Source organism: Amycolatopsis tolypomycina (assembly GCF_900105945.1).
GTDB classification, from domain to species: domain Bacteria; phylum Actinomycetota; class Actinomycetes; order Mycobacteriales; family Pseudonocardiaceae; genus Amycolatopsis; species Amycolatopsis tolypomycina.
Window position 1 is genome coordinate 717,384 of the sequence record NZ_FNSO01000004.1, and the last position, 26,097, is coordinate 743,480.

The 26,097-nt window shown below is 70.4% G+C and carries 25 protein-coding genes and 1 tRNA gene; 13 read left to right on the forward strand and 13 right to left on the reverse strand.

Annotation, left to right across the window (positions count from 1 at the left end):
- Positions 1-83 precede the first annotated feature (83 nt).
- The 5 genes from BLW76_RS14035 to BLW76_RS14055 all read left to right on the forward strand — a co-directional run bounded on the left by BLW76_RS14035 (position 84) and on the right by BLW76_RS14055 (position 2,422).
- Positions 84-515, forward strand: coding sequence for a DUF3052 domain-containing protein (locus BLW76_RS14035; protein ID WP_091307077.1), 432 nt, complete (start codon positions 84-86; stop codon positions 513-515).
- A 73-nt stretch (positions 516-588) separates the two neighbouring features.
- On the forward strand, positions 589-1,053 hold the full coding sequence (locus BLW76_RS14040) for a peroxiredoxin (protein WP_091307079.1): 465 nt from the start codon (positions 589-591) through the stop codon (positions 1,051-1,053).
- A 39-nt stretch (positions 1,054-1,092) separates the two neighbouring features.
- Positions 1,093-1,164: transfer RNA gene (locus BLW76_RS14045), tRNA-Val, on the forward strand.
- A gap of 74 nt (positions 1,165-1,238) precedes the next feature.
- A complete protein-coding gene (locus tag BLW76_RS14050) occupies positions 1,239-1,472 on the forward strand; it encodes a hypothetical protein (RefSeq protein ID WP_143060623.1) in 234 nt (77 codons plus the stop codon).
- Between the two features lie 74 nt (positions 1,473-1,546).
- Positions 1,547-2,422, forward strand: coding sequence for a class I SAM-dependent methyltransferase (locus tag BLW76_RS14055; protein ID WP_091307084.1), 876 nt, complete (start codon positions 1,547-1,549; stop codon positions 2,420-2,422).
- Here BLW76_RS14055 and BLW76_RS14060 read toward each other — a convergent pair.
- On the reverse strand, positions 2,397-3,845 hold the full coding sequence (locus BLW76_RS14060) for an MFS transporter (protein WP_091307086.1): 1,449 nt from the start codon (positions 3,843-3,845) through the stop codon (positions 2,397-2,399). The two genes, BLW76_RS14055 and BLW76_RS14060, sit on opposite strands and share 26 nt — an antisense overlap.
- 132 nt (positions 3,846-3,977) lie before the next feature.
- On the reverse strand, positions 3,978-5,003 hold the full coding sequence (locus BLW76_RS14065; protein WP_091307088.1) for a hypothetical protein: 1,026 nt from the start codon (positions 5,001-5,003) through the stop codon (positions 3,978-3,980).
- On the opposite strand from BLW76_RS14065, the gene BLW76_RS14070 reads away from it, so the two are divergent.
- Entirely contained in the window at positions 4,981-5,724 is a 744-nt protein-coding gene (locus tag BLW76_RS14070) for a short chain dehydrogenase (RefSeq protein WP_279627682.1), read from the forward strand. The two genes, BLW76_RS14065 and BLW76_RS14070, sit on opposite strands and share 23 nt — an antisense overlap.
- 7 nt (positions 5,725-5,731) lie before the next feature.
- Here the strand turns inward: BLW76_RS14070 and BLW76_RS14075 are convergent, their stop codons facing one another.
- The gene (locus tag BLW76_RS14075) at positions 5,732-6,238 is read right to left on the reverse strand and encodes a carboxymuconolactone decarboxylase family protein (RefSeq protein ID WP_167384973.1); all 507 of its coding nucleotides are present in this window, start codon (positions 6,236-6,238) and stop codon (positions 5,732-5,734) included.
- A 125-nt stretch (positions 6,239-6,363) separates the two neighbouring features.
- On the opposite strand from BLW76_RS14075, the gene BLW76_RS14080 reads away from it, so the two are divergent.
- On the forward strand, positions 6,364-6,828 hold the full coding sequence (locus BLW76_RS14080; protein WP_091319380.1) for a MarR family winged helix-turn-helix transcriptional regulator: 465 nt from the start codon (positions 6,364-6,366) through the stop codon (positions 6,826-6,828).
- A gap of 10 nt (positions 6,829-6,838) precedes the next feature.
- Here BLW76_RS14080 and BLW76_RS14085 read toward each other — a convergent pair whose 3' ends face one another.
- From BLW76_RS14085 to BLW76_RS14095, 3 genes are read right to left on the reverse strand one after another with little or no spacing between them, the layout of a single operon-like run.
- A complete protein-coding gene (locus tag BLW76_RS14085; RefSeq protein WP_091307094.1) occupies positions 6,839-8,059 on the reverse strand; it encodes a wHTH domain-containing protein in 1,221 nt (406 codons plus the stop codon).
- Positions 7,966-10,455 (reverse strand): HD domain-containing protein, encoded by a 2,490-nt coding sequence (locus tag BLW76_RS14090; RefSeq protein ID WP_143060624.1) that lies wholly within the window; start codon positions 10,453-10,455, stop codon positions 7,966-7,968. The genes BLW76_RS14085 and BLW76_RS14090 overlap by 94 nt, the downstream gene beginning before the upstream one ends.
- A complete protein-coding gene (locus BLW76_RS14095) occupies positions 10,367-11,041 on the reverse strand; it encodes a hypothetical protein (protein ID WP_143060625.1) in 675 nt (224 codons plus the stop codon). Before BLW76_RS14095 ends, BLW76_RS14090 begins: the two co-directional genes overlap by 89 nt.
- A 183-nt stretch (positions 11,042-11,224) precedes the next feature.
- On the opposite strand from BLW76_RS14095, the gene BLW76_RS48495 reads away from it, so the two are divergent.
- Positions 11,225-11,392: a hypothetical protein gene (locus BLW76_RS48495; protein ID WP_167384602.1), complete on the forward strand. Its 168-nt coding sequence runs from the start codon at positions 11,225-11,227 to the stop codon at positions 11,390-11,392.
- Positions 11,393-11,403: 11 nt separating this feature from the next.
- On the opposite strand, the gene BLW76_RS14100 is transcribed toward BLW76_RS48495, so the two are convergent.
- A complete protein-coding gene (locus BLW76_RS14100) occupies positions 11,404-11,820 on the reverse strand; it encodes a cupin domain-containing protein (protein ID WP_091307101.1) in 417 nt (138 codons plus the stop codon).
- A 61-nt stretch (positions 11,821-11,881) separates the two neighbouring features.
- Here BLW76_RS14100 and BLW76_RS14105 point away from each other — a divergent pair, with 61 nt between their 5' ends.
- Both BLW76_RS14105 and BLW76_RS14110 read left to right on the forward strand, forming a co-directional pair.
- Positions 11,882-13,018: an acyl-CoA dehydrogenase family protein gene (locus BLW76_RS14105; protein WP_091307103.1), complete on the forward strand. Its 1,137-nt coding sequence runs from the start codon at positions 11,882-11,884 to the stop codon at positions 13,016-13,018.
- 132 nt (positions 13,019-13,150) lie between these two features.
- Positions 13,151-13,402 carry a hypothetical protein gene (locus BLW76_RS14110; RefSeq protein ID WP_143060626.1) on the forward strand — a complete coding sequence of 84 codons (252 nt, stop codon included), beginning with the start codon at positions 13,151-13,153 and terminating at the stop codon, positions 13,400-13,402.
- Between the two features lie 3 nt (positions 13,403-13,405).
- Here the strand turns inward: BLW76_RS14110 and BLW76_RS14115 are convergent, their stop codons facing one another.
- Positions 13,406-14,578 (reverse strand): aminotransferase class V-fold PLP-dependent enzyme, encoded by a 1,173-nt coding sequence (locus BLW76_RS14115; protein ID WP_091307108.1) that lies wholly within the window; start codon positions 14,576-14,578, stop codon positions 13,406-13,408.
- A 46-nt stretch (positions 14,579-14,624) separates the two neighbouring features.
- On the opposite strand from BLW76_RS14115, the gene BLW76_RS14120 reads away from it, so the two are divergent.
- Together BLW76_RS14120 and BLW76_RS14125 are read left to right on the forward strand one after the other, a co-directional pair.
- Positions 14,625-15,251 (forward strand): GntR family transcriptional regulator, encoded by a 627-nt coding sequence (locus BLW76_RS14120; protein WP_091307112.1) that lies wholly within the window; start codon positions 14,625-14,627, stop codon positions 15,249-15,251.
- The gene (locus tag BLW76_RS14125; RefSeq protein ID WP_091307114.1) at positions 15,248-16,006 is read left to right on the forward strand and encodes a metallophosphoesterase; all 759 of its coding nucleotides are present in this window, start codon (positions 15,248-15,250) and stop codon (positions 16,004-16,006) included. Before BLW76_RS14120 ends, BLW76_RS14125 begins: the two co-directional genes overlap by 4 nt.
- Before the next feature lie 46 nt (positions 16,007-16,052).
- On the opposite strand, the gene BLW76_RS14130 is transcribed toward BLW76_RS14125, so the two are convergent.
- The 5 genes from BLW76_RS14130 to BLW76_RS14150 are packed head-to-tail and all read right to left on the reverse strand — an operon-like array spanning position 16,053 to position 22,105.
- Positions 16,053-17,678, reverse strand: coding sequence for a CocE/NonD family hydrolase (locus BLW76_RS14130; RefSeq protein ID WP_091307116.1), 1,626 nt, complete (start codon positions 17,676-17,678; stop codon positions 16,053-16,055).
- Between the two features lie 50 nt (positions 17,679-17,728).
- Entirely contained in the window at positions 17,729-19,120 is a 1,392-nt protein-coding gene (gene aspA / locus BLW76_RS14135; RefSeq protein ID WP_091307118.1) for an aspartate ammonia-lyase, read from the reverse strand.
- Positions 19,117-20,034: an asparaginase gene (locus BLW76_RS14140; RefSeq protein WP_091307121.1), complete on the reverse strand. Its 918-nt coding sequence runs from the start codon at positions 20,032-20,034 to the stop codon at positions 19,117-19,119. The genes aspA and BLW76_RS14140 overlap by 4 nt, the downstream gene beginning before the upstream one ends.
- Positions 20,031-21,461 (reverse strand): amino acid permease, encoded by a 1,431-nt coding sequence (locus BLW76_RS14145; protein WP_091307124.1) that lies wholly within the window; start codon positions 21,459-21,461, stop codon positions 20,031-20,033. Before BLW76_RS14145 ends, BLW76_RS14140 begins: the two co-directional genes overlap by 4 nt.
- Positions 21,458-22,105 (reverse strand): FadR/GntR family transcriptional regulator, encoded by a 648-nt coding sequence (locus BLW76_RS14150; protein ID WP_091307126.1) that lies wholly within the window; start codon positions 22,103-22,105, stop codon positions 21,458-21,460. Before BLW76_RS14150 ends, BLW76_RS14145 begins: the two co-directional genes overlap by 4 nt.
- 387 nt (positions 22,106-22,492) lie before the next feature.
- Here BLW76_RS14150 and dnaE point away from each other — a divergent pair, with 387 nt between their 5' ends.
- Complete coding sequence (gene dnaE, locus BLW76_RS14155; protein WP_091307128.1) at positions 22,493-26,080, forward strand: DNA polymerase III subunit alpha; 3,588 nt, start codon at positions 22,493-22,495, stop codon at positions 26,078-26,080.
- Positions 26,081-26,097: the final 17 nt, after the last annotated feature.

Here is a 26,097-nt window from a genome sequence, read left to right on the forward strand (position 1 = left end):
ACCGGGTAGCCGAGTGTGGCGAAGCCGTACCCTCCACGGGTGCTGCGAAGCCACGCTCCGTCGTAGTTGGAGGAGTGAAAGCAGTGGTCGCCGCGGGAGACGCTGATCAGAGCAGCGTCGCCGAGAGGCTCGGCATCAAGCCCGAGATGGTGGTCCAGGAGATCGGCTGGGACGAGGACGTCGACGACGACGTCCGCGCGGCGATCGAGGAGCAGATCGGCGGGGACATCCTCGACGAGGACGCCGACGAGGTCATCGACGTGGTGCTGCTCTGGTGGCGCGAGGACGACGGCGACCTGGGCGACGTGCTCATCGACGCCAGGGGCCCCCTGGAGGAGACGGGCGTGATCTGGGTGCTCACCCCCAAGACGGGACAGCCCGGGCACGTCGAGCCGAGCGAAATCGCCGAAGCGGTACCCGCCGTCGGCCTGGCCCAGACCGCCAACATCAGTGTCGGCCCGAACTGGATCGGCACCCGCCTGGTGTCGCCGAAGTCGAAGTCGAAGCAGCGCTGAGCCGGTCCCGCCGGACGGACACGATAGGGTTGTCCTCGTAGGCACGTGTCCGTTCGGGAGAGGAAACGCTGGTATGACCGTCGAGGTCGGTTCTGAGGCCCCTGACTTCACGCTCAACGACTACAACAAGCAGCCGGTCCAGCTGTCGTCGTTCCGGGGTGACAAGCCGGTACTGCTGGTCTTCTACCCCTTCGCGTTCAGCGGCATCTGCACGGGCGAGCTGTGCCAGCTCCGCGACGAGTTCGCGGACTACGACAACAGGGGCGTCCAGGTCCTGGGCGTCTCGGTCGACACGCCGTTCTCGCTCAAGGCGTGGGCCGAGAAGGAGGGCTACCAGTTCCCGCTGCTGTCCGACTTCTGGCCGCACGGCGAGGTGGCCCGCGCGTACGGCGTCTTCAATGAGGACGCCGGCCTGGCGGTCCGCGGCACGTTCCTGATCGACACCGACGGTGTGGTCCGGTTCGCCGAGGTCAACGCGCCGGGCGAGGCTCGCGACCAGCAGGGCTGGAAGAAGGCCGTGGCCGAACTGACGGCCTGAGTTTTCCGGCGGCGGCTCGTTTCCGGGCTGCCGCCGACCGGGCGCATAGCTCAGCGGAAGAGCACTCGGCTTACACCCGAGCGGTCGCAGGTTCGAACCCTGCTGCGCCCACCGAAGCAGGTGAAAGCTCCCCATTGTTGGCGAGTTGCGCGGTTTGCCCCTTCTTCGTGTGATACACACCTTCGGTGTCTGTGAACTTGAAGCGTGCTGTGAAGAACCTGGTCGCCGGGGCGGGAGTCGCCGCCGTGCTGACCCTCTCGCTGGGCGGCGTGGCGGGCGCGAAGGAGGCCGGCGACTACTACGGCCCGTTCGCCACCGAAGGGGAGTGCGAAAGCGCCAGGGTGCTGTTCAACTACGCCGACCCCTGCTACTGGTCGCTCCAGGGCGGCGGCACTTGGTGGTTCTACGGCGGTTTCTAGACACCGCCGGATTCACGGAGGCCTCCGCGCAAAATCGCTGGCCGCTCCGACGTCGTGTCGTTAGCCTCCGCCGGGTGATCTACGAAGATCCGCGCGCCTACCTGCTCGGGCTCGAGGGCATGGCGTTGCTGCGGGCGTTCACCGGACAGTTCGGCCGGGACTTCGGGGAAGCCCGGATCGCGGAGATCCGCCGGCTGCTCGCCGACGAGACGTTGGCGAATGCGGCTGTCGAAGTCGACCAGGTCGACACGGTCGACGGCTATCGGTTGTGGTCGGCGACCTACGACCAGCCCAACTCCGCCTTCGACCTCGACGAGCCCGTGGTCACGGGCATTGTGGACGCGCTGCCCGTGGGCGTTGCCCTCGATGCCGCGTGCGGGACAGGTCGCTACGCCGAGTTGCTCGCCGAGCGCGGCCATCGGGTCATCGGGGTGGACGGCTCGCCCGAGATGCTCGCCCGGGCGCGCACCCGGGTGCCGCCGGGCCAGTTCCTGCTGGGCGACCTGCACCGGCTTCCGGTCGCCGACGCCGGGGTCGATCTGGTCGTGTGCGGCCTGGCGCTGACCCACGTCCCGGCGCTCGAGCCGGTGCTGGCCGAGTTCGCCAGGGTGCTGCGTCCCGGCGGGCACCTGGTGATCGCCGACATGCACCCCGAACGGGTGGCCCAGGGCGCGATCCCGCCCGTGCGCGGCGCTGACGGCCGGCCCGGACGGCTGACGAGCTACTGCCACCCGCTCGGGCACTACCTGCGTGCCGCGCTTGCGGCAGGACTGCAGGTGCGGCGCTGCGAGGAACCGCCCGTCCCGGTCACCGAACGGCCCGACCGGACCGGCGCGTTGGCGCCGTGGGACCTGTGGCCGTGGGCTCTGGCCGACCTGGTGCCCGAAGCGGCACGAGCCGTCAGCGAGGGTGCGCCCGCGCTGGTCATCTGGCACTTCCAACGGCAGTGACCACAGGCGCCTCGGAGCGGCGCATCGTCGTCACCAGCAGGGCCAGGCCCGCGAACAGTACGGCCGCGATGACGCCCGTCACGTTCAGCGCCGTCGTGAACGCCGCCTTTGCCTGCTCGGCCAGCTCCGGGCGGGTGACGTCGACGGCCAGGGTCGTGCCCGCCGGGAAGGCGCCGTGGTACACCGCTGCCGCCGTCAGGCCGATCAGGGCCATGCCCAGCGAGCCGCCCAGGTAGTTGCCCGTGTCCGCCATCGAGGCCGCCGAGCCCGCGCGCTCCGGCGGGACCGAACCCACCACCAGGCCGATGCCCAGCGCGAACAGCGGGCCCGTGCCCAGCGCCAGGACCGTGATGCCCGCCACCACCGGCACCACGCCGTCCGTGGACGCGAGCAGGAGACTGCCCGCCGCCGAGACCGCCAGGCCGCCCGCGATCGCTTTCGCCGGTGTCGTGAACCGGGTGAGCGCCGGTGCCGTCATCGTGCCCGCCGCCACGCCGAGGCCCATCGGGGCGAACAGCAGGGCCGCGGCGAGCGGGGAGTGGCCGAGGACGCTCTGCAGGTACTGCGTCACCAGCAGGCCGACGCCGGCCATCGCGACGCCGGCGAACACCAGCGCCACCAGCACCGCGGTGAACGGGCCGCTCCGGAACAGCCGCAGGTCCAGCAGCGGTGACGGCGTCGTCAGCTGACGGCGGGCGAAGACGATGCCCAGCAGCGTCCCGGCGGCGATCGCCGCGACCGGCAGGACCAGCGAACCGGCCGCCAGCTGCTTGAGGCCGAACACGATCAGCAGCACCGCACCCAGCGAGAGCCCGACCCCGGGCAGGTCCAGCCGGCCGGACGCCGGGGCGCGGAACTCCGGCAGCAGGACCGGGCCCGCGACGAGCAGCACGGCGACGGCCGGGACGGCGACCAGGAACACCGAGCCCCACGAGAAGTGCTGGAGCAGGAAGCCGGCGAACACCGGGCCGGCCGCGCCGCCGGCGAACTGGCAGGTGGCCCAGATCGCGATGGCCTTCCCGCGCTGCTTCTCGTCGCGGAACATGTTCGTGATCAGGGCGAGCGTCGACGGCATCAGCGTCGCCCCGGCCACGCCGAGCGCCCCGCGGACGACGATGAGCATCACCGGCCCGGTCGAGCACGCCGCGACGATCGACAGCAGCCCGAAGGCCCCGCCACCGGCGAGCAGCAGCCGCCGTCGCCCGATCCGGTCGCCGAGCGTGCCCATGGTGATGACAAACCCGGCGACGACGAAGCCGTAGCTGTCGGTGATCCACAGCTGCTCGGTGCTGCTCGCGCCGAGATCCGCGCTCAGCTGCGGCAGCGCGAGGAACAACGACGTCATGTCCATCGCGACGAGCAGAGTGGGCAGCACGAGCACCGCCAGGCCCAGCCACTCCCGCCGTCCGGCCGGCTTCTCCATGTTCGGCTCCTTCTCCGTGGTCCGTTTGCCAGGAGGTCGGAGCCGCCGCGGGAGACCGGACACGGCCGGCGAAGAATTTTCCGGGGAGTTCCCGGCTGTCCCGGCGAGCTCGCCGGGACAGCCGGAAACCGGTCAGCCGCAGTGCCAGCGCACCACCGCCTTCGCGGGATCAGGGGAGTACACCGTCGCGGTGCCGAACACGTCGCCGCTCTCGGTCACTTCCCCTGGCGAGGTGTCATTCCCGGGCAGGGTGACGGTCTGGGCCGGGCCGCCGCCGGGCGGGAGGAACAGCGTCGACCCGTCGGGCGCCTGTCCCACGATCGCTCCCGCGGAGTTCATCGCCGACACGTTCTTCAAGTCCGGCAGCGCGCGGTCGACTGAGCCGTCGTGGTTCCAGAGGAACGCCCCGGCGCGGCTCACATATCCGGCGATCCGCTGCGTCGTGATCGCGGTGGGCACCACGTCACCGGAGGGAACCGGCGACGCCAGGCGGATCGCGGCGCCGCCCTTCGGCAGCACCTGGCCGGCGAAGGTGCCGGTGGACCAGTCGATGACCGCCGCCGCGACCGTGCCGTTGTCGTCGATGCCGCCCTGGACCTGCCAGCCCGGCGCCGGGAGGAGCACCTCGACGGTGCCCGGCGCGTCGGCGGGCCACACGACCGTGGTGCTCACCCCGGTGGCCGCGGTGGCGCCGACGGCGCCGAGGATGTCGCCACGCGCGTTGATCGCCAGCGCCTGGGTGTTCGTGTACCCCGGCGGGTCGGGCAGCCGTTCGAAGTGGCCGCCGGTGTACCGGACGGCGTGGTTGAGCGGGAACTCCCCGAACTCGGTGGACGAGCCGACGGCGACGCCGGCCGCGTTCACGTCGGCCAGCTCGGTGTCGAGCCCGAACGCCGAGCCGAGCAGCTGCGGGCCGTCGGCGCGCCAGATCACGCCGACGCGCTTCCCACCGGGCGACGCCGGTTGCAGCGTGCCGGCGACCGCCCCGGCGCCGTCGCCCGAGCCGAGACCGTAGACCCGGTAGCCGCCGGGTGCCGGCAGCGTGGTGGGCGCCCACTGGCACCCGCTCGCCGCTTCGGCAGCCGGTGCCCCGGCCAGGATCCCCCCTGTCAGCACCGCCGCGACGACGGCCGCGGTGTACTTTCCCCGTGTTCTCAAGTGTCCTCCTCGGACCTTGGATCAGCATCTGACCGAACACCGGGGACTCTATCGGCGACCACCGACAAAAACGGGATTCCTGTTGCGCGGCAAAGGATTCGGGAGAAATCCGGTTGCCGGGAGAGCTACCGTCGAGGGCATGAGGATCATCCTGCTGGGCGCCACCGGGCTCGTCGGACGGGCCGTTGCCGCCGCCCTCGAACCCCGCCACGAGATCGTGCCCGTCTCGCGGACGTCGCCGGTCGAAGCGGACCTGAACGACCCCGGTTCGCTCGACGCTCTGTTCGAGACGGCCCCGGACGCCGTCGTGTGCTGCGCCGCCAACGTCCCGCTGCGCCCGCTCGCCGAGCTGACCGACGAACAGGTCCTCGACGACCTGCGCGCCAAGCTGCTCGGCCAGGTCGCGCTCGCCCGGCGCGCGGCGGAGCGGCTGCCCGCCGCGGGCTCGATCACGCTCACCGGCGGGACGTTCACCGAGCCGATCCCGGGCAGCGGGCTCGGCGCGCTCGTCAACACCGGCCTCGCAGGGTTCGTCTCCTCGGCCGCCGCCGAACTGCCGCGCGGGCCGCGGATCAACGTCGTGAGCCCGGGCTGGATCGCCGAAACCCTCGAAGCGATGGGGGAGGACGGCGGCCGCGGGACGCCGGTGGCGGTCGTCGCCGAGGCCTACCGCGCCCTCGTGGAAGGCGACGCGAACGGCCGGACCGTCGTCCCCCGCTGACCGGACCTCATGCCGAAGCCGGGGCCGCGTGCCAGGCGTGCTCGGCGAACGCCTCGTCGAGCGGGGCGCGGGTGAGCCGGTTCGCGAACGTCGACAGCGTGTACGTCCCGATGCCCAGCACCACCTCCAGGGCGTTGCGTTCCGTGTAGCCGGCGCCGGTGAACGCCGCCAGCTCGTCCGCCGGGACCTCGCCCCGGGTGTCCATGACCGAGTGGACGAAGACGCGCAGCGCCTCCAGCCGCGGCTCCGGGAGCGGGGCTTCCGCCCGCAGTGCCGCCACCAGCTCCGGCGACGCGGACAGGCGGGTCAGCGTGGCCGTGTGCATCGCCACGCAGAGGTGGCACTCGTTGCGCGCGGCCACCGTCATGATCAGCACTTCGCGTTCCAGCGCGGTCAGCGTGGTGGTCTCGAAGATCGCGCTGAGCTTGAGGAAGCCGTTCAGCAGTTCGGGCGAGGTCGCCAGCCGGGCGACGGCGGACGGGACGCGGCCGAACTTCTTCGCGGTGGCCGTCATCGCCGGGCGGGCGGCGGCCGGGGCGGACTCGGGGGTGTGATCGGCGAACAAGGTCCCTCCAGGGGTACGATCGACAACGTGGTTGTCGAAACAGTAAACCTGGTTGTCGAGTTTGGCAAGTGCTCATGAGCGACACCCCGGGGTACGAGCTGCCGTTCCTGCTCTTCGGCGGCTTCCGCACGCTCATCGACCGCCTGCACGCCGAGCTCGCGCTCCGCGGCCACCCCGACGTGCGGCCGTCGTACGGCTTCGCGATGCAGGCCGTCGGCGTCCAGGGGGCGACGGCGTCGGAGATCGGCCGCCGCCTCGGCGTGTCCAAGCAGGCGGCGGGCAAGACGGTCGAACGCCTCGAGGCGCTCGGCTACGTCGAGCGCGCCGACGACCCCGCCGACGCGCGCCGCAAGATCGTGCGGCTCACCGCGCACGGCGTCGACGTGCTCCGGAAGTCGGCGGAGATCTTCGACGAGCTGCGCGCGGACTGGGTGCGCACGGTCGGCGCGGAGCGGATCGCCGCGCTGGAGAACGACCTGCGCGCGGTCGTCGGCCCGGCGGCGTACCGGCTCGACGCGGCCGGGTGGCTTTCGGGCTAGAAGCCGGCCCTCAGGTTTCGCTTTCGAGGCCTTCGCCCTGGCGTGGGACCAGCTGCAGCAGCTGCCGCAGCTCCTCCTCCAGGTCCGGGAATTCAAAGCGGTACCCGAACTCCGTCAACCGAGCCGCGGCCTCGTGGATCGACAGCCGGGCGCGGATGGCACTTTGGATCAGTTCGGACATGGTCAGCGGGGTCCACACGTCGAGCGCTTCACCGAGAGAAGACATGTCTTCGCAGAGCAAAGCCACGTCCTGCTCGGTGAGTTCCGCGGGGTCCGGCACCGAGCAGCCCAGTTCGCGAAGACAGGAAACGATTTCCCGTGGCTCCAGGTCATACTCGTCGGCGTGCCGGAGGACTGCGGGAAGAGGCACGTCGTGCTGCCCTGATGCGACTGGCGCGGGCAGGTTCGGTGGAATCAGGTGTGCGGCGACATCGTCGACTTCCTTGGGGCACTCGACGACGAACCCGAACTTCGCCAGCCGTTGCGCAACCTCTTCGGAGGGGTAATCGGTTCGCGTCACAACCATGGCGAATTCCCGCAAGTCCATCGTTCCGGAATGAGTGCCCACGTTGATTGCCCGCAGGATCTTCCGGTCTGCCGAGTCGAGGTCCGGAATGAGATACGCGGCCTCGCAGACTTCAAATCCCATGGCTTCGAGTCGGGTCGCCGCCTCTTGCGCAGTCAGATCCACGTTCAGCAGGGATTCCAGTAATGCTCGTGGCTCGATGCGGTCAGGCAATGTCCGTGCGGACGGCATCAAGGCATCGTCTACCGCAGTCAGCTGCTCAGGCAGGGGCTTGTCGGTGTGGATGCCGAAACGCGCCAACTCCCGGACGAGATCCTCCGGTTGACATGCCGACTTCAGTACTACTCTGCAGATTTCGCTCGCCCTCGGTCGCTGCCCGCATTCTTTCACTTCCTCCATCGCGTTACGCAGCGCTGGGGTGAGGGCGTCGAGGTCGGCCATGGTCACGTCGAAGTCCGGAACGTCCAACCCCAGCCGACGCAGCCGCTGCGCCGCGTCCGCCGGTTCCAATCCGGTCGCTCGGGCGGCCAGCAGCAGATACAGGGCGGACACGGGTTCTCCGTAGGACAGGCAGGGATCGTCGTCGAACGGCGACTCGCGATAGTTGCCGATCAGGCGGACGTCCGTGCCGTCGGCACGGCCCGGCGGCACGACACTCGGACTGTCGAGGCCAAGCTCGGTGAGCCGCTGGGCCACCTGGACCATCGACAGGTCCAGTCGAGCGCTCGCAATGACCAGCCGAGCGTGCAGATCAGTTCGATCAACTCCACGTCGGCTGAGTCGATGTGAGCAGGCGGCGGCAGGATCGCGCACTCGGCCACCGAGTAGCCCAGCTGGGCCAGTCGCTGCATAGCCCGCACCGGGCTGATGCCGAGCCGGAAGGCCGCGCGCCACACCGAAGGCGGAAAGGCTTCCACGCGGTGCGCGCCATCGGGCTGGGTGAAGCGCACCAGTTCGATCAGAGAGTTGTCCGAGGGCAGCGCCGGAGTCAACGGCCGGCCGGTGTTGCCGTCGGCGAGTTCCGCGTTCAGTGCGAGCAACCGCCACAGCAGGAGGTGCGGTGGCGCCTCTGGGACAGCCCCGTACCTCCACGCGTCGCGTGTCACCATGTCATCGCGGGCCAGCTCCGGGTCCAGCTCGATGATCCCCGCGACGTCCGCGGTGGTGTCGTACGGGCCGACCTGCGTCGGCAGGCCTTCGACGATTGCCGCTCCGGCGACGATATCGGCGATTCCCGGACTTTTCTTCGCGATATCCAGCGTCCATCGGTAATCGAGAAGGGAATCGGGTCGCCGGAGCTTTGCGGTGGCCTCGTTCAGCAGCACCTCGGCCTCTTCCGATACGTCCTGGAGCACCGACATCCGGTCGACGCTGAGCCGGGGCGAGTAGCGACCGGTCAGATTGATCACCGCGCCACGAGGATCGCCGTGACCCCCCTGTGCGGTGAGCACTCCGCGCTGGTTTTCGCAGCGCACGTAGATGCCGTCGACGAGCAGGGCACCGCCTTGCTCACACCACACGATCTGGCCGTTCTCGGACTCGACGCCGTGTTGGAGCCGTCCGTACGCTTCGATGCTGTTCTCCCGCGCGGGGTGCCGGCGGCGGGGTTTGAACTTGAACGGCTGCCAGCGCTCGACCTCCTCTTCGCCGTACTCCGCCGTGGTTTCGAATTCGGCGATGCCCAGCAGTTCGCGCAAAGTCGCGACGCAGGACGGTGCGTCGGCCCCACCCCGCAGGTGGAGCTTGATCTCGGTGCCCGCCTCGCGGCCGTCGTCGTCGGCGCCGGTGAGCGTCTCGACGCGGAAAAGGTGGCCGGGTCCGGCGATGACCACCCGCACCAGCGGCCGGGGCCGACCGCCTGGATTCATTCGGCGGGTGGTGACCTCGATCCGGTCGGCGAGCATGAAGTAACTCATCACCCCGATGCCGAACCGGCTGTTGGGATAGATGTGGATGCCCTCTCTCGCCCAGCGCGCGCGTTTCACAGCGAATTCGCGCTGGTCCGCGAACCGGAGCCCCGCCTGCGAGAACACCTCGCGCAGTTCGGCGTCGCCCATCCCGACCCCGTTGTCCCGGCAGCTCAGGAAGTACCGGCCGTCCTCTTCCCATTGCCGGAACTCGATCTTCCCCGGCCACGACCAGTCCCGCGGGCCACCGTTCAGCACGACGAGGTAGCGGCGCCACGCATTGCTGTACCGGCAGGCGTCAAGCGCGTTCTGGTACAGCTCGCGGATGGCCAGCGACCGGTCGCGGTAGAGCTGCTCGCCCATCAGCAACTCACGCACACGGGTCTCGTCGAGGCGGAACTTCGTGGTCGGGACCACGAACTCCGGCCGCCTGTCCCGCTCCGCCGGCCGGACATCTTCGTCCGACGCCCGTTCCGGCAACGCGAGCAGCGGCGCCACCGCCGTTTCGCGCGCGGCGGCCTCGCGAGCGGCCCGGAGCACCTCGGACATCCGCGCCACGTGCTCGGTGAGCACCTCGTAGACAGCTTCGTGCCGGCATTCGGCGTTCAGCCGCAGCGCCGTGGAGGTGCGCATCCAGCTGCTCTCGCGCAGGGTCCGACGGAGGTCCGCCAGTTCCACCTGGTGGTCGATGCCCAGGTGCTCGACGAGCGTGCTCGACAACGAGCCCGGCTCGATGGCCATGGTGTGGGCGAGGCCCAGCACGAGTGCCACGAGCCGGATCCGGAGCCGCTGACCGCCGGGCCACTCTTCCGCGTGACCCGCGTTCAAGCGCCATTCCTTGAGCTTGCCGGGGGACAGGCGGAACACCGGCAGGAGCTCCGTCAGGTGGGGTTGGAGCGCCGCGGCCTGCGGTGATTCCGGCCCCGGTGACTGTTGCCCGCCCGCCGGGGCCCGCCCGGACGCGCTCTGGTCGAGCCACCGATGGAACAGCCACCAGCCGATCGCCCGCCGGTCCGGATCGTTCTCGGCCAGGATGTGCCGGGCTCGCTCGACCAGGCGCTGTTGCTGGCTTTCGCTCAGAAAGAACTCGAACTCGGCCTCGGCTTCACGGCCGGGGTCGCGTTCGAGCCGGGTCGGGTCGACATGCGGACACGCTTCCGCGGCGGTCTGCGCCCACCGGGTGTGGTAGAGCAACGGCGCGACCGTGAGCACCGGCGAGGTAGCCGACGAGCTCATCTGCCCGCCGCACCGTGCGTTCCGGCAGCCCCTCGTCGAGCCACGGATCGTCCGCCAGCTCCGCCTCTACCGCCCTGCGGCGCTCTCCCTCCAGTTGCCGGAGGGTGACCAGGGCCTGTTCACGCAGCTCCGCCGCCTCCTCGGAGTCCGGCCAGATCTTCGCCGTGCGAAGGACCTCCTCCCACCGCGAGCCCTCGTCGGTCCGGGCCGGACGTCGCCCGTCGCCCTCCTGCGCCTCGGCCCGCCAGGCCAGCCAACGGCCTTCCGCGACGTCCTTCGTGAGCTCCGGATCCGCCGGGGCGATCAGCGGCCGGTGTTCGGCCGCCGCTCTCTGCAAGATTCCCACCAGGGCCTTCAGACCGTCTTCGGAGGGTCGGTGCTCGCCGCGCAGCCAGTCGCCGATACTGCGGTCGCTGATCGGATGGGGCCGCGGGGATCCGGCATTGACGAAGTCCTCGGACCGCTCGGCGATCTCCTTGTTGTTGAGACCGGAAAGATCCTTGAGCGCGCGGAGCTGCTTCGCGAGCTTGCTGTCCTTCGCCATGCGCTGCCTCCGGTCGGGCCACACGTCGGTCGGTACCGAGTCGGTACTTCGGTTCGTGAGCGTTGACCAGGGTAAAGCCGCCTTCGCCCTGCTGGAGAGGCGATCGGTTTCCGGCCGCCCCGGTCGAATTGCCGGGTGGCCGGGACACCTCGGTCATCCAGATGGATCGAGCGGGAGACGAAGATGGTTACTGCGATCTTGGCGGCACTGGGCGCGATCGTCCTTCTACTGCAGGCGGCCACCAAGCTGCCGGCCGCCGTGGCCCTGTTCGTGCGGGCGCTGATTCCCGTCGTCCGGGCCCTGCGCGCCCTCCGCGACGAGTGGCGCCGCAGCGACCGGCGTGACCGCTGATGACCGGCGGGCTAGAAGCCGCAGCCCGGGTCCGGGGCGTCCTCCGACAGCGGGCTGCCCGCCGGGAGCACGTACAGGACCTCGAGCACCAGCGGTGTCGATCCCAGGTTGCGGCCGATGTGCACCAGGTTCGGCTGCTCGGTGAACGCGCGCCCGGCGCCGTAGATGCCGTCGATGCTGCAGTCGGCCATGTTGTGCGTGAGCGTTCCGGACTTCACGTACGCGTACAGCGTGCCGTCGTGGAAGTGCCAGCCCGTGTAGCCGCCGGGCTGGACGGTGATCTCCCGGAGCGTGTAATCGGTGTGCCCGATGGTCTTCTGGGCCAGGATCGTGCCGGTGACGCCGCTGCCGGGCGTCGCGGAGGCGGTGGCGGGCAGCAGGACCGCGGCGAGCGTGGCGGCGGCGAGAACGGCGATCGGCTTGCGCATCGGCCCAAGCTACCGCGTCCGGGCGTGCCCTCGAGGGCAGAGTTCCGGGTAGCGTGCGCCCATGGACGCGGACGTTTTCGGGCAGGTCCTCGGCGCGGTGCGGGAGTTCGTGCGCAAGGAGGTCGTGCCCCGCGAAGCGGAAATCGACGAACGCGACGCAATCCCCGCGGAAATCCGGGAAAAGGCCGCCGAGCTGGGCCTGTTCGGCTGGGCGCTGCCGGAGGAGTACGGCGGGCTGGGGCTCGGCATGGCCGAAGACGTCCGGCTGGCGATCGAGCTCGGCTGGACGACACCCGCCTTCCGGTCGCTGTTCGGCACCAACAACGGCATCGCCGGCCAGGCGATCGTGCACCACGGGACGCCGGAGCAGCGCACCCGCTGGCTGCCGCGGCTGGCCGCGGGCCAGGCGATCGCGTCGTTCGCGCTGACCGAGGCCGAGGCGGGCTCGGACCCGGGCGGGCTGACCAGCCGCGCGGTCCGCGACGGCGACCGGTTCCGGCTTTCGGGCACCAAGCGGTTCATCACCAACGCGCCGCTCGCCGACGTCTTCGTCGCCTTCGCGCGCACCGACCCGGAAAGCACCGGCAGCCGCGGCATTTCCGCGTTCCTGGTGCCCGCGGGCGCGCCCGGCGTCACCGTCGGCCCGCACGACACGAAGATGGGCCAGGCGGGCGCGTGGACGTCGGAAGTGGTCTTCGACGACGTCGCACTGCCCGCCGACGCGCTGGTCGGCGAAGAGGGCAAGGGGTTCGGCATCGCGATGGCGTCGCTGGCCCGCGGCCGCCTGCACATCGCGGCGCTGTGCGTCGGCCTCGCCGAGCGCGCGCTCGCCGAAGCCGTCGAGTACGCGCGGACCGCGCGCCAGGGCGGCCGGGTGATCGGCGAGTACCAGCTGGTGCAGGCGTTGCTCGCGGAATCCCACGCCGAGCTCGCGGCCGGCCGCGCGATGGTCGGCGAAGCCGCGGCGAAGTACGACTCGGGCGAGGACCGCAAGCTCGGACCGTCGTCGGCGAAGCTGTTCTGCACCGAGATGCTCGGCCGGGTCGCCGACCGGGCGGTGCAGGTGCACGGCGGCACGGGGTACGTCCGGGGCGTGACGGTCGAGCGGATCTACCGCGACGCGCGGCTGTTCCGGATTTACGAAGGGACCAGCGAAATCCAGAAGCTCGTCATCGCGCGGGAATTGCTCAAGGGTTGAACCGCCATCCGCGGGAACCGGATATTTCTTCCGGGCTCCGTACTCGCGGAATCCTCCGGTCGGTGGAGGCGCGCGCGATGCGCGGCCGATTGAATCGGTGGTGCCTCGAAACCGTCTCCCCGGAGGTCGACCATGACTGCAGCTGTCCTTTCCCAGGCCGAGGAAAGCGCCCTTCTTCCGCTGGAATTGCGCAATTCGTCGGACTCGGCTTTCTTCGGCGCCTTCGCCCACAAGGTCGAGGCCGCCTACCTGGCGTGGGCGCAGGACCGGTTCGGTCCCGGTGTCATCACGTCCCGCGCCGACGGTGCCGTCCTCGGCGAGCGCGTCGCCGACCGGGCGTCGGTCACCGAACTGCTGGCCGTCCGCGCGGAAAACCTGGACTGAGGCTCACCGCAGTTTTTCGACCTCCCGCACGAGCAGGTCGATCTCGTCCTCGGTGTTGTAGTAGTGCACCGACGCCCGGACCATGTCCGGCAGGGCGCGCGCGGTGAAGTCGAACTGGGCGGAGGTGCGCGTCGACAGCGACGTGTTGATGCGCGCCTCCGCCAGCCGCGCCTTGACCTCCGCCGCCGGCGTGCCCGCCAGGCTGAACGTGACCAGGCCGCACCGGCGCGCGCCGACGTCGTGGACGCGCGCCCCGGCTTCGCTCAGGCGGCCCCGGAGGGTCGCCGCCAGCGAGGCGACGCGTTCTTCGATGGCCGGCAAACCCCAGCCGAGGGCGTAGTCGACGGCCGCGCCGAGGCCGCACACCGCGGCGAAGTCGCGTTCCCACACCTCGAAGCGCTTGGCCGTCGGGTCGACGACGTACTCCGTCGGCGATTCCCAGCTCGCCGAGTGCAGGTCGAGCATGGCCGGCTCCAACCGCTCGCGCAGCCGCGGGTGCACGTACAGGAACCCGGTGCCGCGCGGGCCGCGCAGGTACTTGCGGCCGGTCCCCGACAGCGCGTCGCACTGCAGGCGCGTGACGTCCAGGTCGAGCTGGCCCGCCGACTGGCACGCGTCCAGCAGGAACGGGATGCCGGCCGCCGCGGCGACCGCGCCGATCTCCTCGGCCGGGTTCACCAGGCCGCCCTGGGTGGGCACGTGGCTGACGGCGATCAGCTTGACGTCGCCGTCGACGCGCCGCCGCAGCTCCTCGACGTCCAGCTGCCCGGACTCGTCGTCGCCGATCACCTCGACGACCGCGCCGGTGCGCCGGGCGACCTGCAGGAACGCGATCGCGTTGCTGGCGTACTCGGCGCGGGAGGTCAGGATCCGGTCGCCGCGGCCGAACGGCAGCGCGTAGAACACCGCCTGCCAGGAGCGGGTCGCGTTGTCGGTGAGCGCGATGTCGTCGCTGTCGGCGCCGACCAGCCGCGCGACCGACGCGTACACCGCGTCCAGCCGTCCGGCGGCCTCGGCGGCCAGTTCGTAGCCGCCGACCCGCGCTTCGCGGCGCAGGTAGTCGACGACGGTATCGGTCACGACGGCCGGGGGAAGCGCCGAGCCCGCGTTGTTGAAGTGGACCACTTCGGCACAGCCCGGGGTTTCGCGGCGCGCGCGTTCGACGTCGAAGCTCATACCAACTGAATACAGTAGATACCTATTGTATGCAATACTGCCCGGCATGGCCCGCACCCCGCTGCGCAGCGACCTCCTCGAGCAGATCACCGCCCGCGTGCTCGACGGGCGGCTGCCGGCCGGTGTCCGCGTCAACGAGGTGCACCTGGCCCGCGAGCTGGGCGTCAGCCGGACGCCGCTGCGGGAGGCGCTGATCGGGCTCGCCGATCGCGGCCTGCTGGTCTCCGCGCCCGGCCGGGGTTTCCTCGTGCCGCCGTTCGACCCGGACGAGGCGCGCCGGCTCTACCCGCTGGTGGCGGAGCTCGAAGCCCTCGCCCTGCGCTGGACGTCGCCGCTGGAGCTGGCCGGGCTGCCGGACGCGCTCGACGCCGTCGCCGACGAGATGGCGGCGGCCGACGGCGTCGATCTGTCCGCTTTGGACGATCGGTGGCACGCGCTGCTGCTGTCCCGCTGCCCGAACCCGCACCTGCTGCGGCTGATCGAGCAGACGAAGCCGCTGCTCAAGCGCTACGAATCGGCGTACTTCGCCCGGCACGAGCACGCCGGGGAGAGCATCGGCGAGCACCGCCGCATCGCCGCGGCCCTGCGCGACGGCGACCTGGCCACCGCGTCCTCGGTGCTCGTCGCCAACTGGGTCAAGGCCTTGGCGTACCCGGGGAAGGACGGAAGATGATCATCGCGCACCTGAGCGACCTGCACCTCGACGGCGGTTCACGCGCCGAAGAGCGCGTCGCCGCTGTCATGGCTTACCTCGGCGGGCTGGCGCGGCCGGTCGACGCGGTCGTCGTCACCGGCGACATCGCCGACCACGGCGCGGTCGAGGAGTACGCGCGCGCCGCCGAGCTGCTGAAGCATCCGGCGCCGGTGCTGATGTGCCCGGGCAACCACGACGTCCGGGCCGCGTTCCGGACGGGGTTGCTCGACCTGCCTGCCTCCGACGACCCGATCGACTTCGCCCACGAGGTCGGCGGCGTGCTGTTCGCGCTGTGCGACTCGACGATCCCGGGCCGCGGCGCGGGCTTCCTGGCCGACGAGACCCTCTCGTGGCTGGACGGCGTGCTGTCCGGCGGCGACGGCCCGGCGCTGGTCGCGTTCCACCACCCGCCGGTCGAGGTCGGCGTCCCGCTGGTGGACGCGATCCGCCAGTCCGGCGAAGAGCGGCTGGCCGAGGTGCTGGGCCGCCACCCGCGGGTGAAGGCGCTGCTGGCCGGGCACGTGCACACGGGCGCCTCGACGACGTTCGCCGGCGTCCCGCTGCGGATCGCGCCCGGGGTGGTGTCGGGCTCGCTGCTGCCGGTCGAGCCGGGCGCGGACCGCGGCTGGGCCGACGGCGGCCCGCTGGAGTACGACCGCCCGCCGGCCCTGCTGCTGCACGTCCTCCACGACGACGGCCGGGTGACCAGCCACCACCGCACGGTCCCGCTCTGACCGAAGGGGCACTTTCACGTGAAAGTGCCCCTTGCCCCTTCGGGCCTCAGCCGCTGAACACCGGCAGCGTGATGCGGGACGGGCGGGCCGCGTCGTGGAACACCTCGAAGCGGTTCGGTTTTCTGGCCACCGCCGACGTCACCGGCTCGTCCGTGCCGTGGTTGCGGGCGAACCGCGGGAACGCCCCGCCCGCCACCTGGACCCGCAGGCGGTGGCCGCGGCGGAAGCGGTACGCCGTCGGGTCGAGCGTCACCTCCGCCGTCACCACGTCGTCCGCGCCGGCGGACGGGAAGCCCGGGCGCAGGCGGAGGATCCCGTCGGTCACGTTGCGCGAAACGCCGCCCGCGTCGACGTCGCAGAGCCGGACGTAGACGTCGGCGTGGCCCAGCTCGGTCCGCAAGTGCACGGTCGCCGTCACCTCGCCGATGACGTCGACGTCCGACGGCAGCGGCTCGCCGGTGAACACCAGCACGTCCGGCCGGGCCTCGACCTCCTGGTTGTCGCGCTGCTTCCACTCGCCCGTCAGCAGCGGGCCGCCGACCGCGGGCGTCGGGTCGGCCGGGTCGTAGGTGAACGTCGTCGGCAACGCCGGTTCGCCGAACTCCTCGCCGAGCCCGCCGATCGGCCGCAGGTGCGCGTCGGTCGCCTGCGACGGCGGCGGCCAGGACTCGAAGTCCAGCCACGTCCCGGCGCCCTGGAGGAACAGCCGGACCGGCGAGCGCTGCAGGGACGTCCGGTCGCCGTGCAGGTGCGCGCGCAGGAAGCCGAGCTGGTCGCGGATCATCGGGCCCATGCTCGCGGGCTCGCCGTGCGCCCACGGCCCGATCGTGATCCGCGGCGCCTTGCCCGCCTCGGCGAGGATCCGGAAATCGCGCAGCTGGGAGCCGATGAACAGGTCGTACCAGCCGGTGACCATCGACACCGGGACGTCGAGCTTCGCGACTTCGGCGCTGTGGTCGGACATGGCCCAGTAGTCGTCTTCGGGCGCGAAGTGCCCGGTGACGTCCTGGAGGAACTGCACCGGCTTCCCGATCGCGGCGACGTCGGCGCCGCTCAGTGGCAGCGAAGACATCGCGCGACGGGTCTTCCGCGTCTGCAGCGGGTTCGGCAGCGCGGCGAAGCGCTCTTCCTGGCGGCCGATCATCGCCGACCACGACACCATGTTGTCCGCCGCGAGCACGCCGCCCGGGTAGAACGTCGAGACGAACTCCGACGCCGTCACGCCGAGGCACATCGCGGCGAGCGGCGGGTCGAGGTACGGCCCGACCGCCCACTGCGTGTGCCCGAGGTAGCTGGCACCGGCCATGCCGATGCTGCCGTCGCACCACGGCTGGGCGCGCAGCCACTCGGCGGTCGCGATCCCGTCCTCGCGTTCGAGGTGGAAGGGCCGGAACTCGCCGCCGGAGCCGAACGAGCCGCGGGTGCTCTGGATGACCGTCTGCAGGCCGTGGCGGGCGAAGGTGTCGCCGAAGAGCTTCGAAAGCAGGCCCTTCCGCCCGTACGGCGTCCGGATCAGCACGACCGGCGCCGACGTCGTCCCGGCCGGCGCGTACCGGTCGGCGAGCAGCGTGACGCCGTCGGGCATCGGCACGGCGAGGTCACGCGTCACGACCGGCTTGGGTCCTTCGGCGCGGGGCAGTCCGAGCAACTTGTCGACAAATCGGTCCAGCACGGCGCCCCGCCTTCCGAAGTGGAGTAGATCCTTCCGGATCCGACCGTACCTCAGTTCGCGCGCGCGAGCGTTTCCGGACGCAGCAGCCTCGCCAGCTCCTCGGCCGGGATCAGGCCCTTCTCGACGACGAGCTCGGCGACCCCGCGGCCGGTGGCCAGTGCCTCCTTCGCGATCTCCGTCGCGGCCGCGTAGCCGATGCTCGGGTTCAGCGCGGTCACCAGGCCGATCGAGTTCTCGACGTAGGCGCGCATGACGTCGACGTTCGCGGTGATCCCGGCGACGCATTTGGTCGCCAGCGTCCGGCAGGCCGCGCCCAGGTGCGTGATGCTCTCCGACAGCGAGTGCAGGATGATCGGCTCGAAGGCGTTGAGCTGGAGCTGGCCCGCCTCGGCGGCCATCGTCACGGTGACGTCGTTGCCGATGACCTCGAACGCGACCTGGTTGACCACCTCGGGGATCACCGGGTTGATCTTGCCGGGCATGATCGACGAGCCGGCCTGCACCGGCGGCAGGTTGATCTCGTTCAGCCCGGCGCGCGGGCCCGAGGACAGCAGCCGCAGGTCGTTGCAGCTCTTCGACAGCTTGACCGCGATCCGCTTGAGGACACCCGAAAGGTGCACGAACGCGCCGCAGTCCTGCGTTGCCTCGACGAGGTCCGCCGCGGTGACGACCGGCAGCCCGGTGATCTCGCGCAGGTGGCGGCACGCGGCTTCGGCGTAGCCCGGCGCGGCGTTGAGGCCGGTGCCGATCGCGGTCGCGCCGAGGTTGATCTCGTGCAGCAGCGCGACGGCTTCGTTGAGCCGCTGCCGGTCCTCGCCGAGCATCACCGCGTAGGTGCCGAACTCCTGGCCGAGCGTCATCGGCACGGCGTCCTGCAGCTGCGTGCGGCCCATCTTCAGCACGTCGTGGAACTCGACGGCCTTGGCCGCGAACGCCTTCTCCAGCACGACCATCGACTCGGACAGCTCGCGCACGGCGATGATCGTCGCGACGTTGACCGCGGTCGGGTAGGCGTCGTTCGTCGACTGCCCGAGGTTGACGTGCTCGTTGGGGTGCAGGACGTGGTAGTCGCCCTTGGCGTGCCCGAGCAGCTCCAGGGCCCGGTTCGCGATGACCTCGTTGGCGTTCATGTTGGTCGAGGTCCCGGCGCCGCCCTGGATGACGTCGACGACGAACTCGCCGTGTAGCGCGCCTTCGCGGATCTCCCGGCAGGCCGCGCAGATGGCGTCCGCGATGCGGGGTTCGAGCAGGCCCAGCTCGGCGTTGGCGCGGGCCGCGGCCTCCTTGACCGCGGCCAGCGCCTCGACCAGGTGCGGGTAGGCGGCGATCGTGGTGCCGGTGATGGGGAAGTTCTCGCGGGCGCGGGCGGTGTGCACGCCCCAGTACGCGTCGGCGGGGACGTCCTTGTCGCCCAGCAGGTCGTGTTCGCGGCGGGTGGTCATCGCAGGCTCCCCACAGGCAGGTTTCCGGTGAAACGCAGGTTGTCCGGGCCGGGCGGGACGTCGACCCCGCACAGCTTCAGCAGCGCGGCCAGCACCGGATAGCGCGCCCGGTCGCCGCCGTCGGCGATCTTGACGGCGATCGCCGTGCCGTCCGGCAGCGCGGCGACCTGGACGGCCTCGAAGCCGTCCTTGGCGATCAGTCCCGGTACCGCGCGCATGACGGCGGTGACGTCCCGGCGGCTGCCGCCGACCAGCTCCGGGTGACGGCGGATCCCGGCGGCGACCAGGCCTTCCGGGGTGTCCGGCGCGGCCGTGGCGAGCTTCGACACGGCCGTCGCGAGCCCGCGCAGCGTCGTCGCGAAGAGCGGCGCGCCGCAGCCGTCGACGGCCACCCGGGCGATGGGCCGGCCGGTCAGGTCCTCGACGGTGGCCGCGATCGCGCGCTGCAGCGGGTGGGCCGGGTCGAGGTAGCCCTCGACCGGCCAGCCGTTCAGCGCGCAGGTCGCGAGCATCGCCGCGTGCTTGCCGGAGCAGTTGTGCGCCAGCCGCGAAGGCGTCCGGCCTTCGCCGATCCACCGGTCGCGCTCGACCGGGTCGAACGGGAAGTCCGCCGGGTTGCCGAGCAGGTCGGGGGAGCGTCCGCCGAGGACGTCGAGCGCCGCGTCGAGGTGCATCGGCTCGCCCGAGTGGCTGGCCGCGGCGATCGCGAACCCGGCGGGGGACAGCCGCAGGCCGAGCCGCGCCATCGCGGTGGCCTGCAGCGGCTTCGCCGTCGACCGCGGGTACATCACGGCGTCGACGTCCCCGGCGGCCAACCGCGTCGAGCCGTCCGGGGCGAGCACCACGGCCGAACCGTGGTGGACGCCCTCGACCAGGCCGTCGCGGATCAGCTCGACGAGGGGCTCGTGGCTCACATGCCCTCCTCGTCGAACGCCCGCATGTCGATCCGCTTGCGGACGCCGAACCAGCCGACGACCAGGGCGACGATGATCGCGGGCAGTGCGAGCAGGGTGATCCGGCCGGTCTCGTCGAAGCCCATCAGCACGACGACGGCGGCGAGGAACACCAGCGTCGCGATCTCGGTGTACGGCGAGAACGGCAGCCGGAACGACGGCCGCTCGATGCCCTCGCGCTTCGTCTTGCGCACGTACAGCAGGTGGCAGAGCACGATGATGGCCCAGGTGGCGAGGATGCCGATCGCGGCGAAGTTCAGCACGATGTCGAAGGCCTCCTTCGGCACCAGGTAGTTGAGGCCGACGCCGACCACGCAGACGGCCGCGGTGAGCAGGATCCCGCCGTAGGGCACGTGGTTGCGGTTCATCACGCCGGTGAACTTCGGCGCCGAGCCCGCCATCGCCATCGACCGCAGGATCCGGCCGGTCGAGTACAGGCCGGAGTTCAGGCTGGACAGCGCCGCGGTGAGCACGACCAGGTTCATCACGCTGTCCGCCGCGGGCACGCCCAGGTGCGAGAGCACGGTGACGAACGGGCTCTGGTCCTTCGTGTAGGAGCTCCACGGCAGCAGCATCGCCAGCAGCACGACCGAGCCGACGTAGAAGACCAGGATGCGCCACATGATGGAGTTGATCGCCTTCGGCATGATCTTCTCCGGGTTCTCGGTCTCGCCCGCGGCGACGCCGACCAGCTCGACCGAGGCGTAGGCGAACACCACGCCCTGCACGATCAGCACCATCGGCAGCAGCCCGGACGGGAAGATCCCGCCGTGGTCGGCGATCAGCTGCGGGCCGCCCGCGACGCCGTCGATCGGCGTCTGCGTCACCAGCAGGAAGATGCCGATGACCATGAACAGCACCAGCGCGGCGACCTTGATGATGGCGAACCAGAACTCCATCTCGCCGAACAGCTTCACCGACACCATGTTCAGCGTCAGCACGACGGCGAGCGCGATCAGCGCGAGCACCCACTGCGGGATCGGCGAGAAGAACGACCAGAAGTGCGCGTAGAGCGCGATCGCCGTGATGTCGGCGATGCCGGTGGTCGACCAGTTGAGGAAGTGCATCCAGCCGGCGACGTACGCGCCCTTCTCGCCCATGAACTCGCGGGCGTAGGAGACGAAGGCGCCGCTGGAGGGCCGGTGGAGGATCAGCTCGCCGAGCGCGCGGACGACGAAGAAGGCGAAGAGCCCGCAGACGGCGTAGACGATCGCCAGCGCCGGGCCGGCCTGGGCGAGCCGTCCGCCCGCGCCGAGGAACAGGCCGGTGCCGATCGCGCCGCCGATGGCGATCATGTTGACGTGCCGGGACTTGAGGGCCTTGTGGTAGCCGGCGTCGCCCGCGTCCGCGGTGTCGCCGGTCGTGGCCGGGATGGTCTGTTCGGTCACTGGTCCCCGTTCACGATGCTGTTGAGGGTGGCTTCGACGTGCTCCAGGTGCGCGGTCATGGCCGCGATGGCGGCGCTCTCGACGCGGCTGGAGATCGCCGCGACGATCGCCTGGTGCTCGAGGTTCGACTGGCGGCGCCGGTCGCCGAGCTGGTTCAGGAAGGCGGACTGGCGGGCGAGCGCGTCCCGGATCTCCTCGATCACCTTCCCGAACACGGGGTTGCCCGAGGCCTGGGCGATGGTGATGTGGAAGAGCGAGTCGAGCGCGACCCACGCGGTGTTGTCGGTCTCGGTGTCCATCCGTTCGAGCAGGTGGGCGAGCAGGTCGAGGTCGTCCTGGCTCCGCCGCACGGCCGCGTACCCGGCGACCGGGATCTCGACGTGCCGCCGCACCTCGATGAGGTCGCGGGCCGAGTAGGGCCCGAAGGTGGGGTTGTCGGCCGGGCCGGTCGCGGTGACGAAGGTGCCCTTGCCGGTCTTCGACTCGGTCATGCCGAGCGCCTGCAGACCGCGGAGGGCTTCCCGGATCACCGATCTGCTGACCTCGAACTCCCTGCTCAGGGCGGCTTCCGAGGGGAGCTTGTCGCCGACGGCGTGCTCGCCGCGTTCGATCGCGGAGCGCAGGTGGGCCAGCACGGCCTCCATGGCACTCACTCTGCGAGGACCACCTTGTCCGGCTGTCTGGCTGTCAGACAGGTTCATGGCGGGAATGCTCGGTCCCGGACCCCCGGGTGTCAACGCGGGAAGCCGCGGGTGTGGCCCAGCTCACCGCTGCGACCCCGGTCCGCTGTCATGAACGACTCGTTCAGTGCGCCGGATGTCATGAAAGAGTCGTTCATGACATCCCGACCCGTCGGCCGTCCGCGTGACCGTCCGGGCGCGGCGCGTGTCGTGATCGTTTCCGCCCGAAGTGGGGCGCGTCGCACCGCCCGGCGCGGGCTCCTGAGGCGCACAATCGAGCCGGAGCGAGTGCGGGATAGGCTGGGGGACCCGGGCGCGCCCGTCCCATCCACCTAGGGGAGGTTTTCGCTGGTGTCGAACGATTCTTTCGTCCACCTGCACGTCCACACCGAGTACTCGATGCTCGACGGTGCGGCGAAGATCGGTCCCCTCTTCGCGGAGGCGGCGCGCCTCGGCATGCCCGCGGTCGGCATGACCGACCACGGCAACATGTACGGTGGGGACGAGTTCTACCAGCAGTCCAAGAAGCACGGCCTCAAACCGATCATCGGCATCGAGGCCTACATCGCGCCGGAGAGCCGGTTCCACAAGAAGCCCGTCTTCTGGGGCCAGTCCAACCAGCGCGGCTCGGACGAGTTCGGTGAGGGCGGCGACGTCTCCGGTGGCGGTGCGTACACGCACATGACCATGCTCGCCGCGAACGCGACCGGTCTGCGGAACCTCTTCAAGCTGTCCTCGCTGGCCAGCATGCAGGGCTACTACCGCAAGCCCCGGATGGACCGCGAGCTCATCGCGGAGAACAGCACCGGCATCATCGCCACCACCGGCTGCCCGTCCGGCGAGGTGCAGACCCGGCTGCGGCTGGGCCAGAAGGAGGCGGCGATCCAGGCCGCGTCCGACTACAAGGACATCTTCGGCGCGGACAACTTCTTCCTCGAGCTGATGGACCACGGCCTGCCGATCGAGCGGTCGGTCCGCGAAGGCCTCCTGGAGGTCGGCCGCCTGCTCGACCTCAAGCCGATCGCGACCAACGACTCGCACTACGTCGTCAAGGAGCAGGCCGACACGCACAGCGCGCTGCTGGCCGTCCAGTCGGGCAAGACGCTCAACGACCCGAACCGGTTCAAGTTCGACGGCAACGGCTACTACCTCAAGTCCGCCGCCGACATGCGCGAGTACTGGGACAAGGAGGTCCCCGGCGCGGCCGACAACACGCTGCTGATCGCCGAGCGCGTCGAGTCCTACGAAGACGTCTACTCGCACAAGGACCGGCTGCCGTTCTTCGAGGTCCCGGAGGGTTACGACCAGGGCGGCTGGCTGCGCGAAGAGGTCCAGCGCGGCCTCAAGTGGCGCTTCCCGGACGGCGTGCCGGACGAGTACTACAACCAGCGCATCGAGATCGAGCTCGACGTCATCATCGGCAAGGGCTTCCCGGCCTACTTCCTCATCGTCGCCGACCTCATCAGCTACGCCCGCAAGGTCGGCATCCGGGTCGGCCCCGGCCGTGGTTCGGCCGCCGGTTCGCTGGTCGCGTACGTGCTCGGTATCACCAACCTGGACCCGATCCCGCAGAAGCTGCTGTTCGAGCGGTTCCTGAACCCCGAGCGCGTCTCGATGCCCGACATCGACATCGACTTCGACGACCGCCGGCGCGGCGAGATGATCCGGTACGCGACCGAGAAGTACGGCGCGGACAAGGTCGCCCAGGTCATCACCTTCGGCACCATTAAGACGAAGGCGGCGATCAAGGACAGCGCGCGCGTCCACTTCGGCCAGCCGGGGTACGCGATCGCGGACAAGATCTCCAAGGCGCTGCCGCCGCCGATCATGGCGAAGGACATCCCGCTCTCGGGCATCGTCGACTCGAAGCACGAGCGCTACGGCGAGGCCGCCGAGGTCCGCGCGCTCGTCGAGACCGACGACGAGTGCAAGACGATCTTCGAGACCGCCCGCGGCCTCGAGGGCCTGATCCGCAACGCCGGCGTCCACGCCTGCGCGGTCATCATGTCCTGCGACCCGCTGACCGACGCGATCCCGCTGTGGCAGCGCGACGACGGCTCGATCATCACCGGCTGGGACTACCCGTCGTGCGAGGCCATCGGCCTGCTCAAGATGGACTTCCTCGGCCTGCGCAACCTCACCGTCATCGGTGACGCGATCGACAACATCAAGGCCAACCGCGGGGTCGACGTCGACCTCGACACCCTGGGCGTCGACGACCCCGAGACGTACAAGCTGCTGGCCCGCGGCGACACGCTCGGCGTGTTCCAGCTGGACGGCGGCCCCATGCGCGACCTGCTGCGGCGCATGGAGCCCACGGTGTTCGACGACATCGTCGCGGTCGGCGCGCTGTACCGCCCCGGCCCGATGGGCATGAACGCGCACAACGACTACGCCGACCGCAAGAACAACCGGCAGAAGGTCAAGCCGATCCACCCGGAGCTCGACGAGCCCCTGAAGGAGATCCTGGCCGACACCTACGGCCTGATCGTGTACCAAGAGCAGATCATGCACATCGGCCAGAAGGTGGCCGGGTACACGATGGGCCGCGCGGACGTGCTCCGCCGCGCGATGGGCAAGAAGAAGAAGGAAGTCCTCGACAAGGAGTACGAGGGCTTCGAAGAGGGCATGCGGTCCAGCGAGCTGGTCCCGGGCGGGTTCTCCAAAGAGGCGATCAAGGCACTCTGGGACACGATCCTCCCGTTCGCCGGGTACGCGTTCAACAAGAGCCACGCGGCCGCGTACGGCCTGATCTCGTACTGGACCGCCTACCTCAAGGCCAACTTCACCGCCGAGTACATGGCGGCCCTGCTCACCTCGGTGGGTGACAACAAGGACAAGTCGGCCGTCTACCTGTCCGAGTGCCGCCGGCTCGGCATCAAGGTGCTGCCGCCGGACGTCAACGAATCGGCCCTGCGCTTCGCGGCCGTCGGGGACGACATCCGCTTCGGTTTGGGTGCCGTCCGCAACGTCGGCGCGAACGTCGTCGAGTCGATCATCAAGACCCGCGAGGAGAAGGGCAAGTACGCGTCCTTCACCGACTTCCTCGACAAGTCCGAGCTCGTGGCCTGCAACAAGCGCGTGATCGAGTCGCTGATCAAGGCGGGCGGGTTCGACTCGCTCGGCCACACGCGGCTGTCGATGATCCAGGTCCACGAGGACGCGGTCGAAGCGGTCGTCCCGCTCAAGCGCCAGGAGGCGATGGGCCAGTTCGACCTGTTCGGCTTCGGCGGCGACGAGGGGGAGCCGGCACCGTCGTCGTCCCCGCTCGCCCACCTGAAGTTCGGCGACGAGGAGTACCCGCGCAAGCAGCTGCTCGCCTACGAGCGCGAGATGCTCGGCCTGTACGTCTCGGCGCACCCGCTGGACGGCGCCGAGCGGATCCTGCGCAAGCACGCGCCCAAGCCGATCGCCTCGATCCTGGCCGACCCGCCGAAGGAAGGCGAGCTGGTGATCTCCGGGCTGATCACCTCGCTGGAGCGGCGGGTCAACAAGAAGGGCGAGCCCTGGGCGATCTGCACGGTCGAGGACATGGACGCCTCGCTCGAGGTGCTCTTCTTCCCCAAGTCGTACGCGCTGTTCGCGGGTGAGCTGATCGAGGACAACGCGGTCCTGGTCAAGGGCCGGGTCAACTGGCGCGAGGACAAGATGTCCGTCTTCGGCGGCGGCCTGGCCACCCTGGACCTGTCCGAGGTCGGCACGGGCAACGGCGACGACGAGCCACCACTGGTGCTGCTCGCGGCGGCGGAGAAGATCGACCAGTCGGTGGTCAGCGAACTGCGGTCCACGCTGCTGGCGCACAAGGGGGAGACCCCGGTGCACCTGAAGCTGGTGGGCAAGAACCAGACGGTCTTCGCGCTCTACGACTACCCGGTCAAGGTCAGCTCGATGCTGATCGGCGAGCTGAAGGGCATCCGGGGGATCACGGCTTCGACGTAGAGCGCGGATCCCGCCTT

Excerpts from the sequence above, each read along its gene's own strand:
- BLW76_RS14115 (WP_091307108.1), bottom strand. The coding sequence starts at position 14,578 with ATGAGCTTCGACGTCGAACGCGCGCGCCGCGAAACCCCGGGCTGTGCC.
- BLW76_RS14105 (WP_091307103.1), top strand. The coding sequence starts at position 11,882 with ATGGACGCGGACGTTTTCGGGCAGGTCCTCGGCGCGGTGCGGGAGTTC.
- BLW76_RS14120 (WP_091307112.1), top strand. The coding sequence starts at position 14,625 with ATGGCCCGCACCCCGCTGCGCAGCGACCTCCTCGAGCAGATCACCGCC.
- BLW76_RS14095 (WP_143060625.1), bottom strand. The coding sequence starts at position 11,041 with ATGGCGAAGGACAGCAAGCTCGCGAAGCAGCTCCGCGCGCTCAAGGAT.
- BLW76_RS14150 (WP_091307126.1), bottom strand. The coding sequence starts at position 22,105 with ATGGAGGCCGTGCTGGCCCACCTGCGCTCCGCGATCGAACGCGGCGAG.
- BLW76_RS14110 (WP_143060626.1), top strand. The coding sequence starts at position 13,151 with ATGACTGCAGCTGTCCTTTCCCAGGCCGAGGAAAGCGCCCTTCTTCCG.
- BLW76_RS14080 (WP_091319380.1), top strand. The coding sequence starts at position 6,364 with ATGAGCGACACCCCGGGGTACGAGCTGCCGTTCCTGCTCTTCGGCGGC.
- BLW76_RS14085 (WP_091307094.1), bottom strand. The coding sequence starts at position 8,059 with ATGGTCCAGGTGGCCCAGCGGCTCACCGAGCTTGGCCTCGACAGTCCG.
- BLW76_RS14100 (WP_091307101.1), bottom strand. The coding sequence starts at position 11,820 with ATGCGCAAGCCGATCGCCGTTCTCGCCGCCGCCACGCTCGCCGCGGTC.
- BLW76_RS14040 (WP_091307079.1), top strand. The coding sequence starts at position 589 with ATGACCGTCGAGGTCGGTTCTGAGGCCCCTGACTTCACGCTCAACGAC.
- BLW76_RS14075 (WP_167384973.1), bottom strand. The coding sequence starts at position 6,238 with ATGACGGCCACCGCGAAGAAGTTCGGCCGCGTCCCGTCCGCCGTCGCC.
- BLW76_RS14060 (WP_091307086.1), bottom strand. The coding sequence starts at position 3,845 with ATGGAGAAGCCGGCCGGACGGCGGGAGTGGCTGGGCCTGGCGGTGCTC.
- BLW76_RS48495 (WP_167384602.1), top strand. The coding sequence starts at position 11,225 with ATGGTTACTGCGATCTTGGCGGCACTGGGCGCGATCGTCCTTCTACTG.
- aspA (WP_091307118.1), bottom strand. The coding sequence starts at position 19,120 with ATGACCACCCGCCGCGAACACGACCTGCTGGGCGACAAGGACGTCCCC.
- BLW76_RS14125 (WP_091307114.1), top strand. The coding sequence starts at position 15,248 with ATGATCATCGCGCACCTGAGCGACCTGCACCTCGACGGCGGTTCACGC.